9 protein-coding genes are annotated in these 11,683 nt (G+C 71.7%); 4 read left to right on the top strand and 5 right to left on the bottom strand.

What is annotated here, in order from left to right; translation table 11 throughout:
• Positions 1-16: 16 nt before the first annotated feature.
• Positions 17-1,039, bottom strand: coding sequence for an esterase-like activity of phytase family protein (locus ACZ7L0_RS12580; protein WP_471242423.1), 1,023 nt, complete (start codon positions 1,037-1,039; stop codon positions 17-19).
• Between the two features lie 53 nt (positions 1,040-1,092).
• On the bottom strand, positions 1,093-2,016 hold the full coding sequence (locus tag ACZ7L0_RS12575; protein WP_471242422.1) for a serine hydrolase: 924 nt from the start codon (positions 2,014-2,016) through the stop codon (positions 1,093-1,095).
• A 172-nt stretch (positions 2,017-2,188) separates the two neighbouring features.
• Here ACZ7L0_RS12575 and ACZ7L0_RS12570 point away from each other — a divergent pair, with 172 nt between their 5' ends.
• The 3 genes from ACZ7L0_RS12570 to ACZ7L0_RS12560 all read left to right on the top strand — a co-directional run bounded on the left by ACZ7L0_RS12570 (position 2,189) and on the right by ACZ7L0_RS12560 (position 5,885).
• Positions 2,189-4,417: an ArnT family glycosyltransferase gene (locus ACZ7L0_RS12570; RefSeq protein ID WP_471242421.1), complete on the top strand. Its 2,229-nt coding sequence runs from the start codon at positions 2,189-2,191 to the stop codon at positions 4,415-4,417.
• Positions 4,418-4,586: 169 nt separating this feature from the next.
• Positions 4,587-5,390, top strand: coding sequence for an endonuclease I family protein (locus ACZ7L0_RS12565; RefSeq protein ID WP_471242746.1), 804 nt, complete (start codon positions 4,587-4,589; stop codon positions 5,388-5,390).
• A gap of 141 nt (positions 5,391-5,531) precedes the next feature.
• On the top strand, positions 5,532-5,885 hold the full coding sequence (locus ACZ7L0_RS12560; protein WP_471242420.1) for a peptidase inhibitor family I36 protein: 354 nt from the start codon (positions 5,532-5,534) through the stop codon (positions 5,883-5,885).
• A gap of 10 nt (positions 5,886-5,895) precedes the next feature.
• Here the strand turns inward: ACZ7L0_RS12560 and ACZ7L0_RS12555 are convergent, their stop codons facing one another.
• From ACZ7L0_RS12555 to ACZ7L0_RS12545, 3 genes are read right to left on the bottom strand one after another with little or no spacing between them, the layout of a single operon-like run.
• Positions 5,896-7,581 (bottom strand): thiamine pyrophosphate-binding protein, encoded by a 1,686-nt coding sequence (locus ACZ7L0_RS12555; protein ID WP_471242419.1) that lies wholly within the window; start codon positions 7,579-7,581, stop codon positions 5,896-5,898.
• Complete coding sequence (gene speB / locus ACZ7L0_RS12550; RefSeq protein ID WP_471242418.1) at positions 7,578-8,558, bottom strand: agmatinase; 981 nt, start codon at positions 8,556-8,558, stop codon at positions 7,578-7,580. Before speB ends, ACZ7L0_RS12555 begins: the two co-directional genes overlap by 4 nt.
• A gap of 55 nt (positions 8,559-8,613) precedes the next feature.
• Entirely contained in the window at positions 8,614-10,074 is a 1,461-nt protein-coding gene (locus ACZ7L0_RS12545; protein ID WP_471242417.1) for a sodium:solute symporter family protein, read from the bottom strand.
• A gap of 128 nt (positions 10,075-10,202) precedes the next feature.
• Here ACZ7L0_RS12545 and ACZ7L0_RS12540 point away from each other — a divergent pair, with 128 nt between their 5' ends.
• The gene (locus ACZ7L0_RS12540; protein WP_471242416.1) at positions 10,203-11,666 is read left to right on the top strand and encodes a PucR family transcriptional regulator ligand-binding domain-containing protein; all 1,464 of its coding nucleotides are present in this window, start codon (positions 10,203-10,205) and stop codon (positions 11,664-11,666) included.
• The last annotated feature ends 17 nt before the right edge of the window (positions 11,667-11,683 follow it).

Raw genomic sequence — 11,683 nt, 5'->3', positions numbered from 1 at the left:
CAAACGGGGGCGAGTATCAGACACGTACCCGCAGGTGGTAGAACCGCGTCGTCTGCACCGCGTTCTGGTTGTCGTCGCTGACCAGCAGCACCTTAAGGCGCCCCTTCGCCCGGCCCGTGATCGTCATCCCCTCGATGTTGTCGAGGAGCGGGTTCGGCTGGGGCTGCTTGGCGGTCGCGCCCAGGGTGGGGCAGGTGGCGATGTCGGTGAGCAGGGTCTTCTTGATCAGGCGGACCCCGCTCTGCCCCGTCAGGTTCTCGACGCCGCTGGTGTCGGTCGCGTGCCGGGGGTCGGCGAGGAAGAGGCGGACCGTGTTGCCGACGCCGGAGGTGAAGCCGCGCTCCAGGACCAGCAGGCGGCCGTCGGGGGTGGCCTGGACCTCGGGGACGCCGAGTCCGGAGTCGGTGCGGTAGGCGTACTGGGCGCCGAGCTCGAAACGGCCCCCCTGACGCTTCCACGTCTGGAAGCGGACGATGCCGGCCGTGTCGCCGGAGATCGCGTACTCCATGGACGCCAGCAGGGTGTGGCCGCCGGGCAGCAGGGTCAGCCCCTCGAAGGTGCCGTTGGACTGAGCCCGGCCGGCGGGGGCGACCCGAAGCGAAGCCGGCACCGGCAGGCGGTCGAGGATCCTGCCGTCGCGGGAGTAGCGGCGTATGGACGGCTCGGTCTCGGAGGTGACCAGCCGGGTGCCGTCGCCGTCGGCCACCAGGCCCTCGGAGTCGAGCGCGGCGCCGTTCTCGTCGGCGAGCGGCACGACGGCCTTCGGCGCGAGCGTCCTCGCGTCCAGGGAGAACAGGGACGAGCGGTCCGAGAGGGCGGTGAGCGTGCCGTCGCCGTCGCCGTCGACGGCGAGTGCGGAGAAGTTGCCGACGAAGGTGCCGTCGTACGTCGTCTTGTCGAGCGCGTCGGAGAAGCGGTCGATCGAGACGGTGGGCGAACAGGCGTTGTCCGTAGCGGCGTCGGCGGGCCCGGCGGCGGCCAGACAGGTGGCCGCCGCCAGGCCGGCGGTGAGGGTGGCGAGTACGGTTCTCAGGCGCATGCCGGTCACCGTAGGACTCCGCGGTGACCGGCGGGAGACCGCCTCGTGAAGCGTCAGCCCTGTTCCGGAACCGCCACGAGCGCCTCGCGGGGCGCGCTGGTCGGCGTGTAACGCGCGATGCCCGACGTGGTCGGCACCAGGTCCTTGTGGATGGCCCTGGCGACGTTCTGGATGGTGGTGACGCCGTAGTCCATGGTGCTGTTGTCCTGGGTCAGCACGGTGATCATGTAGTCGTGGCCGGCGCCCTTGAACGTGCCGAGGCTGTGCACCCGCCAGCCGTGCGTGGCCCGCTGCAGCCAGCCGTTCTTGACGTGCACGGAGACGGTGGAGGGCGCGCCCGCGGGGGTGCCCCAGCGCTGGGACGAGACGACCTGGCCCATCAGCTTCAGGATGTAGGCGCGGGAAGTGTCGCTCAGCACGGTGTTCTTGGCGGTGACGAGCTTGAGCAGCTTCTGCTCGTCGGTGACGTTCTCCTGGGTCAGGCCCCAGTAGCCGTCGGCTCCCGGCGTGGTCTTGGTCATCCCGGCGGCTGCCAGGAAGCCCTTGATCTTCGTCATGCCCAACTGCTTCCAGAGCTTGCTGGTCGCGGCGTTGTCCGACTGAGTGATCATGGCCTTGGCGAGGGACTGCTCGGTGCTCGTCAGGGACCGGTTGTGCTTCTGCGCGTCCCACAGCAACGTGGCGAGCACGGTCACCTTGACGGTGCTGGCCGAGTCGTAGGCGGTGGAGGCGCGCAGGGTGCAGGTCGTCTTGGTGGTGCGGTCGTAGAGGCCCACCGCGACGGTTCCCTTGCGGTTCGCGAGGGCCGCCGTGATGTCCTTCTTCAGCTTGTCGGCCAGGCCCGCCTTGGCGGAGGTGCAGCTGACCGTGGGCGTCGTCGCGGCGGCCGGAGTGGCGGCGGCGATGCCCGGTATGAACACCGCGGCGCCGACGGCGGCCGCCAGCACCCGAGTTCGTCTTGAAGTCCCGTGAGTCATGCACCTGATGACTCACAGATTCGAGTGAATGGTTGTACGACTCCGGTTGATCGTTAGGCAAAGGCTGTACAAGGAGTCACCCACCCGGCATGACCGGACCCTGTGCGTATTCACAGGGAGCAGCCAGGTCGGCCACAGCGCCCTCCCACCCCCGCCCGGCAGGCTGCCGCCCGTGACATCTGCCACCGATCCACATCCCCACCCGCCCGTGACCCCCGCCCCGCCGGAGCCCACCCGGCCCGCGGCGCCCCCGGACGCGGCACCCCGCTGGTCGCTCCCCGCGCTGATCGCGATCCTGGTCCTGGCGGCGGTGCTCTACTCCTGGAACCTCTCCGGCTCCAGCCTCAACAGCTTCTACAGCGCGGCCGTGCTGAGCGGCACGCAGAGCTGGAAGGCGTGGTTCTTCGGCTCGCTGGACGCGGGCAACTTCCTCACCGTCGACAAGCCGCCCCTCGCGCTGATGGTCATGGGCCTGTCCTGCCGCGTCTTCGGGTTCGGCACCTGGCAGATGATGGCGCCGATGATCGTGGCCGCACTGGCCACGATCTGGATCGTGCACGCGTCCGTGAAGCGGGTGTGGGGCCACGGCGCGGCGGCGCTGGCCGCGCTGGTGCTGGCCCTGACCCCGATCACGGTGGCCATCAACCGCGACAACAACCCCGACACGCTGCTGGTGCTGCTGATGGTCGGCGGGGCGGCGCTGGCACTGCGCGCGGTGCGGGACGGCAGGCTGCTGCCGCTGCTCGGCTCCGCGGCCTGCTTCGGCCTCGCGTTCAACACGAAGATGCTCCAGGGTTACATCGCGCTGCCCGCCGTCTTCGCGGTCTACCTGTACGCCGCCAAGCCGAAGTTGGTGAAGCGGATCGTCAACCTGGCGTTCGCGGCCGTGGCCCTGGCCGTCTCCAGCTTCTGGTGGGCGGCGGCCGTCTCCCTGGTCCCCGCCGACGACCGCCCGTACATCGGCGGCTCCACGGACGGCACCGCCTGGGACCTGATCATGGGCTACAACGGCCTCGGCCGGGTCTTCGGCGGCGAGGGCAACGGCGGAGGCGGCGGGGGCGGAGGCGGCGGCTTCTCCGGCACGGCGGGCCTGGGCCGTCTCTTCAACGACATCCTCGGCGGCCAGATCTCCTGGCTGATCCCCTTCGCCGCGATCGCCTGCGCCGGCGGCCTGGTGCTGTGCGGCAAGGCCCCGCGCACCGACCTCACCCGCGCCGCGCTGGTGCTGTGGGGCGGCTGGACGGGCCTGCACTACCTGACCTTCGCCATGGCCGAGGGCACCATGCACCCGTACTACACGACCGCGCTCGCACCCGGCATCGCGGCGCTGTGCGGGGGCGGCGGCGTGATGCTGCTGCGCGCCTTCCGGGCCGACAGGCGGTGGGCGTGGGTGCTGCCCGTGGCCCTGGCCGTCACCGGGATCTGGGCGATCGTGCTGCTGCGCCGGGCCTCCGACTGGAACACCTGGCTGTGGCCGGCGATCGGCGTGGTCATGGCGGCGGCGATCGTGGGCCTGTTCGTCTTCCGCTCCGGCGACCGGGTGCGGCTGCTGGCGGCCTCGGTGGCGGCGGCGATCGTCGCGGCGGTCGCGGGACCCGCCGCGTACGCCTGGTCGGTGCCCTCGGAGTCGGGCGGCGGCGGCATGGGCGGCACGAACCCGACGGCGGGCCCCTCGACGGGCAGCGGCTTCGGCGGGGGGCCGGGCGGCAACCGGGGCGGCAACGGCGGTCCCGGCAACGGGGAGATGCCCCAGCAGGGCGGCCAGAACGCGCAGGCGGGCGGCGGCCTCCCCGGCGGGAGCGCGCCCAGCGGTGCTCCGGGCGGCCAGTTGCCCGGGGGCGGACAGCAGGCGGACGGCAACCAGCAGGGCGGCGGCTTCCCCGGCGGCACCGGCGAGACGGGCACACCGCCGAACGGTACGGGCGGTACGGGCGGTGCGGGCGGCCCCGGCGGTGGCATGGGAGGCGGCGCGAGCGGCGAGCTCGTCTCGTATCTGAAGAAGCACCAGGACGGCGCCAAGTGGCTGCTGGCGGTGTCCAGTTCGCAGAGCGCGGCCCAGCTCATCATGAGCAGCGGGAAGCCGGTCATCTCCATGTGGGGCTGGTCCGGCACCGACAAGGCGATGACCCTGGCCAAGCTCAAGGAACTGGTGAAGAGGGGCGAGCTGCACTACATCCAGCTGGGCGGCGGGGGCATGGGCGGCGGCCCCGGCGGGGGCGGCGACGTCAGCTCCGAGGTCACGTCCTGGGTGCAGAAGCACGGTACGGCGGTGAAGGAGAGCGCGTACAGCAAGAGTTCGGCGTCCTCCTCGTCGTCCTCGTCGTCCTCGTCCTCCTCGTCCTCGTCGCAGAGCGGCAACCAGTCGGCGATCTACCGGCTGGACCCCTCGGACCTCGACTGACACCGACCGGAAATCCGCACCTCGACGGCCCTCGACCTTCCGGTCGGGGGCCGTTCTGCCGGTCGGTGTAACCCAATCGACATGTTCAGTTCATGGCCCCGACCGCATGTTCATGTCATTCTCCCGTTTGCCGCCTTCAATCAACCCGCGTAGATGGGACCCCCACATGCTGGCGACAACGCGCACCCGCAGATGGAAGTCGGTGGCCCTGACCACCGCCGCCGTCCTGGCCGGCCTCACCGCCCCCACCCTGACGGCGACCCCGGCCGCCGCGACGACGACCGCGTACGACTCGACGTACTACAAGAACGCGATCGGCAAGACCGGCACGAGCCTGAAGTCGTCCCTGCACACGATCATCAGCAGCCAGACCAAGATCTCGTACTCCGCGGTCTGGAACGCGCTGAAGGTCACCGACCAGGACCCGAACAACAGCAGCAACGTGATCCTGCTGTACAGCGGTGTCTCCCGGGCCAAGTCCCTCAACGGCGGCGACACGGGCGACTGGAACCGCGAGCACGTATGGGCCAAGTCGCACGGCGACTTCGGCGAGGTGACCGGCCCCGGCACGGATCTGCACCACCTGCGCCCGGCGGACGTGACGGTCAACAGCATCCGCGGCAACAAGGACTTCGACAACGGCGGCAGCACGGTCAGCGGCGGGGGCGGCAGCCTCACCGACTCCGACTCGTTCGAGCCGCGCGACGCGGACAAGGGCGATGTGGCCCGCATGATCCTCTACATGGCGGTGCGCTACGAGGGCGACGACGGCTTCGCCGACCTCGAACCCAACGAGAAGGTGAACAACGGCAGCAACCCCTACATCGGCAAGCTCTCCGTCCTCAAGCAGTGGAACGACGAGGACCCGCCGAGCGCCTTCGAGGAGAAGCGCAACCAGGTCATCTACGACACCTACCAGCACAACCGCAACCCGTTCATCGACCACCCGGAGTGGGTGGAAGCGATCTGGTAGGGCGGTCCTACTGGTTCTACTAGTTCGCTCACACAGGTGAAGTCGATCTTGGACTCGGGCGTGTCGCCGCGCCCGGACAGGAGCATGGCGGCACCCCGGCAGGTCCGCCGGGGTGTCCCAACTCCCTTTCCCCGAGAGCCCGTGAAGCTTCGTTCCTGGTCCCTTGGCGCCGCCCTCGCGCTGACCGCCCTGCTCCTGCCGGCCCAGGCCGCCGCCGCCCAGGACGCCCCGCCCGCCTGTCCCGACGGATCGGTGTGCTTCTGGAGCGGGGAGGGCTTCGGCGGCAGCTACTGGGAGTGGACGGCCCGCAGCGGCTACCGCGACATGCCGCCCTTCCTGCACGACCACGTCGGCTCGGCCGTCGCGAGCACCAAGGCGTGCTTCATCAACTGGCAGCCGCTCGAAAAGCGGGACGTCTTCAACGGCGACTGGCGCTCCCGCTACCTCGGCGACTTCGGCGGCCGTATCGACGGAGTGGGCCCGGGCAACTGCTGACCCCCGGGCCTCAGTCCAGGTGCGTCGGCGCGAACATCCGCAGCACCGCCGGGAGGACGACCACCGAGGGGCCGGGTGACGCCAGCGCCTTCGACAGGTCGGCCTCCAGCGTCTCGGGGGTCGTCCGCACCCCGGGGACGCCGAAGGACTCGGCCAGCGCCACATAGTCCGGGCGGGCCAGTTCCGTCGCCGTCGCCTGGCCGAAGGCGTCGTTCATGTACTCGCGCAGGATGCCGTAGCCGCCGTCGTCGACGATCAGCCAGGTGACGTCCAGGCCGTACTGGCGGGCCGTGGCGAGCTCGGCGATCGAGTACAGGGCGCCGCCGTCACCGGACACCGCCAGCACCGGGCGGATCGGGTCGGCGGCGGCCGCGCCCAGCGCCGCCGGGAAGCCGTAGCCGAGTCCGCCGGCGCCCTGCGCGGAGTGCATGGTGTTGGGGCCGTGGGCGTCGAAGGCGGACCAGGCCCAGTACGCCAGGATCGTCATGTCCCAGAAGGACGGGGAGTCATCGGGCAGCGCCCGGCGGACCGCCGCCAACACATCCTGCTCCAGGGTGAGTTCCTGGGCGGCGATCCGGTCGGCGACCTTCGCGAGGACGGCACGGACGCGCTCGCGCGCCGTCTCGTCCCTCCGCTCCTCCACCGTCTCCAGCAGCGCCTGCAGCGCCAGGCGGGCGTCCGCGTGGATGCCGAGGGCCGGATGGTTGGACTCCAGCTTGCCGAGGTCCGCCTCGATCTGGACGACCCGGCCGCGCGGCTTGAACGTGTGGTAGTTCGAGGACAGTTCGCCGAGTCCGGAGCCCACCACCAGCAGGACGTCCGCGTCCTCCAGGAAGTCCGTGGTGTGCCGGTCCTCCAGCCAGGACTGCAGGGACAGCGGGTGCTTCCAGGGGAACGCGCCCTTGCCGCCGAAGGTGGTGACGACCGGAGCGTCCAGCTTCTCGGCCAGCCGCCTCAGCTTGCCGGACGCGTCCGCCCGTACCACTCCCCCGCCCGCGATGATCGCCGGGCGGGCGGCTCGGGACAGCAGGTCGGCGGCCACGGCGGTGAGTTCGGGGCGCGGGGCCATCTCGTCCGGGGTCGCGTCCACCGCCGTCACCACCGGCAGGGTGGTTTCCGCGAGCAGTACGTCCTGCGGGATCTCCACCCACACCGGGCCGTGCGGGGCCGTCAACGCCGACTTCCAGGCCGCCGCGACGGCGGACGGGATCTGGGACTGGGTGCGGACGGTGTGGACCGACTTGACCACGCCCCGGAACGAGGCCGCCTGGTCCGGGAGTTCGTGCAGATAGCCGTGCCGGCCGCCGCCGAGGCCCGCCGTCGGGATCTGGCTGCTGATCGCCAGCACGGGGGCGGAGGCCGCCGCCGCCTCCTGGAGCGCGGCCAGGGAGGTCAGCGCGCCGGGGCCGGTGGAGAGCAGCAGCGGCGCGGCCTCACCGGTGATCCGCCCGTACGCGTCCGCCGCGAAACCGGCGTTGTTCTCCACCCGCAGGCCGACATAGCGCAGCGAGGACCGGCGCAGGGCGTCGAACATGCCCAGCGCGTGCTGGCCGGGCAGCCCGAAGACGGTCGTCGCGCCCAGCCCGGCCAGGGTCTCCACGACCAGGTCTCCGCCGTTGCGGCCGGGTGGAGGGTTCAGTGCGGCCTCCCTCTGCGCGGGGGTCGGGCGGAGCTCCAGGTCGTGGTCGTGGGTCACTTCGCTTCGGTGTCCTTCCGGGCCGCGGCGATCTGGCGGGTCATGATCGTGGTCAGCTCGTACGCCGTGTGCGAGGCCGCCACCGACGTGATCTCCGCGTGGTCGTACGCGGGGGCCACCTCGACGACGTCCGCCGACACCAGGTTGCAGGATGCCAGGCCGCGCAGGATCTCCAGGAGTTCGCGGGAGGTCATGCCGCCCGCCTCCGGGGTGCCGGTGCCGGGCGCGTGCGCCGGGTCGAGGCAGTCGATGTCGATGGAGATGTACAGCGGGCGGTCGCCGATGCGCTGGCGCAGCTGGTCGGCGACCTCGTCGGCGCCCCGGCGGTAGATGTCCGCCGAGGTGACGATGCCGAAGCCCATCTTCTCGTCGTCGGTGAGGTCCTGCTTGCCGTACAGCGGGCCGCGGGTGCCGACGTGGGAGAGCGCGGAGGTGTCGAGGATGCCCTCCTCGACCGCGCGGCGGAACGGGGTGCCGTGGGTGTACTCGGCGCCGAAGTAGGTGTCCCAGGTGTCGAGGTGGGCGTCGAAGTGGAGCAGGGCGACCGGGCCGTGCTTCTTGGCCATCGACCTCAGCAGGGGCAGCGCGATGGTGTGGTCGCCGCCCAGCGTCATCAGTCGGGCGCCCGTGCCGAGCAGTTCGTCGGCGGCGGCCTCGACGGTCTCCACGGCCTCGTTGATGTTGAAGGGGTTCACCGCGATGTCGCCGCCGTCGGCGACCTGGGCCAGGGCGAACGGGGAGGCGTCCTGCGCCGGGTTGTAGGGGCGCAGCAGCCGGGACGCCTCGCGGATGGCGTTGCCGCCGAAGCGGGCGCCCGGCCGGTACGAGACGCCGGAGTCGAACGGCACGCCCACCACCGCGACGTCGGCGGTGCCGACCTCGTCGAGGCGGGGCAGCCGGGCGAAGGTCGCGGGTCCGGCGTACCGCGGGATGCGGGAGGAGTCGACGGGGCCGCGGGGCGTCTCGTTGCTGCTCATGGGTACTGCCTTCTTTCCTACGCTTCGTCGCGTATGCACTGCTTGCTCTACGACTCTACTGGTGAGCCGGGACCGGTTCGGACAAGGGTTCGGGGGTCCGCCCGGCGAGGCGCTCGCGCCAGGCGGCGAGGACGGCCGCGTCGGTGGGCTCCGTGGCGAGGGACACGGCGACATAGGCGACCAGGGACGCCGACAGGCCGAGGTAGACGGGCTGGTTGGCGAGGATGCCGTAGTACGCCATCAGGCCGATCACCGCGAGGCCGCCCACGATCACCGAGGCGAGGGCGCCCCGCACGGTCCCCCGCTTCCACAGCAGTCCGCCGAGGACGGGGACCAGCAGGCCGCCGACGAGGAGGTTGTACGCGACGGTCAGCGCCTCCACGACATCGTTGAGGGCGATGGCCGTACCGATCACGGCGAGGCCCATGACCAGGATGAAGGCGCGGTTGCCCCGGATCTCGTCGTGCTGCTCGCCGGAGGCCCGCACCGCGCCCCGCAGCCGCGACCAGATGTCGTTGTTGGCCACGGTGGCACAGGCGATCAGCGCGCCGGAGGAGGTGGACATCACGGCGGCCAGGGCGGCGGCGAGCACCAGTCCGCGCACGCCGACGGGGAGTTCGTCCTTGACGATGGTGGCGAAGGCGTCGTCGGCGCTGCCCAGCTTGGGGTAGAGCACCTTGGCGGCCGTGCCGATGACGGCGCCGGCGAGGGCGTACGCGAGACAGTACGTACCCGCGACCGTGCCGCCCCACTTCGCCGTCCGGTCGCTGCGGGCGGTGAAGACGCGCTGCCAGATGTCCTGCCCGATGAGCATGCCGAAGGTGTAGATCAGCACATAGGTGAAGATCGTCTCGCCGCCGATGCCCAGCGGGTCGAAGTACGAGGTCGGCAGCTCGGCCCTCATCGCGCCGAACCCGCCCGCCTTGACCACGGCGATCGGCAGCAGCAGGAGCAGCACGCCGACCGTCTTGACCACGAACTGCACCATGTCGGTCAGCGTGATCGACCACATGCCGCCGAGCGTGGAGTACGCGACGACGATCGAGCCGCCGAGGACGATCGCGAGGGTGCGGTTCATGTCGAAGAGGACGTCGAAGATCGTGGCGTAGGCGATGGTGGAGGTGACCGCGAGCATCAGCGTGTACGCCCACATCACCACGCCGGAGATCACGCCCGCCCGGCCGCCGTAGCGCAGGTCGAGCATCTCGGAGACGGTATAGACCTTCAGCCGGGCGATGCGGGCGGAGAAGAAGACCGACAGGGCGAGCAGGCCCAGGCCGATGGTGAGGACCATCCAGGCACCCGAGAGGCCGTACTTGTAGCCCAGGCCGACCCCGCCGATGGTGGACGCGCCGCCGAGGACGATCGCGGCCATGGTGCCGGAGTACATGGCCGGCCCAAGGCGGCGGCCCGCGACGAGGAACTCGCTCTTGGACCTGGCGCGGCGCATGCCCCACCAGCCCATGGCCAGCATTCCGGCCAGATAGACGACGATCACTGTGTAGTCGACGGCCATATGGGGCCCACCTTTCTTGCTCAAGCGATGGCCAGGTGGTTCGTGGGTTGACCCTAGGTGGCCGAAAAGCGCCCTGGAAGTGTACGTTTCATCCATCACCTCCCTAGTGGATGGAGGAATCGTCCACCATGCCGGACACCCCTGTACCACCGACCCCACCGGTCCCTCTGGTCGCGCTGCTGGCCAGGGAGGACCTGGGCCTGAGGCAGATCGCCGGGCCGGACGATCCCGGCATCGTGATCCACTGGGCGCACACCTCGGAGATGGCCGACCCGTATCCGTACCTGCTGGGGGGAGAGCTGCTGCTGACGGCCGGGGTGCACATTCCGGAGGCGGCGGGGGCGGGCACGTACTTCGACGACTACGTGTCCCGGATCGTGGCCGCGGGCGGCGCGGCGCTCGGCTTCGGTCTGGCGCCGGTGCACGACACGGTCCCGCGCGCCCTGGTCGCCGCCTGCGAGGCCTACGGTCTCCCCCTCCTGGAGGTGCCGCCGCAGACCACGTTCTCCGGCGTGGCCCGCGCGGTCTGGCAGCTGATGGCGCAGGCCCGCCTGGCCGAACTCCGCCGTGTCACGGACGCCCAGCAGAGCCTCGCCTCCGCCGCCTCGCAGCCCGACCCGGTGCCCTCGGTTCTGCGTCGGCTGGCCCAGCGCCTGGGCGGCCGGGCGGCGCTGTACGGCCCGGACGGGACGGAGATCGCGGCGGCGGGCCGGGAGACGCCGCAGGAGGTATGGGCGGCGCTGACGGGGCTGGCGGGGGTCGTACGGCCCGTCCGGGCGCAGGCACCGTCCTCCGCCACCGACACCGTCTCCGGCACCCATCTCGCCGCCTACGCCCTGGGCACCGGTCAGGGCTTCGTGCTCGGGGTCGCCACCGCGCGGCGCGAGCCCGGGGACCACACCATCGCCTCGGTCGCGGCCGTCCTCCTCTCCCTCCTCACCGGCGAGCACCAGAGCGGCGCGGAAGCGGCCCGTTCGTCCGCGCTCGTGCGACTGCTGCTGGGCACCCCGCCCGAGGACGTGGCCCCGCTGCTGGGGGCCGGGCGATGGGTCGTCGTGCACGCGCGGCCGGAGGCGCAGCCGGCGGACGCGGTGGCCGCCTCCGCGCTCGGCGCCGCCCTGGGGTCCGCGCTGGTGGACCTCGCGGAGGGCGCCGTACGGGTCCTCGTCCCCGCGGACCGGGAACCCGCCCCGCAGCCCGGCTGGGCCCTCGGGGTCAGCGCCGCCGTCGCGCCCGGCGACTGGCCGGCCGGCGACACCCAGGCGGCCCGTGCCCTGGCCCGCGCCCGGGCCACCCGCACCGCGCTGGTCCGGCACGGCAGCCGCCCCGCCCTGGCCGACCTGGTGCCGCCCGGTGAGGCCGAGACCCACGCCCGCGCACTCCTCGGCCCCGTCGCGGCCAACCCCGCGCTCACCGAGACACTGCGCACCTGGCTGTCCCTGCACGGCAGTTGGGACCGTACTGCGGTGGCCCTGTCGGTGCACCGCAACACCGTCCGGCAGCGGATCGCCCGTTGCGCGGCGCTCCTCGACGCCGACCTGGACGACCCGGACGTGCGGATGGAGCTGTGGTTCGCGCTGCGGCACCTGTGAGCGATCCGCGACTGACC

The sequence above is a fragment of the Streptomyces sp. NPDC039424 genome, assembly GCF_055639495.1.
The sequence above is the reverse complement of the archived record's forward strand: the minus strand, read 5'-3'. Positions and strand labels throughout refer to the sequence as shown.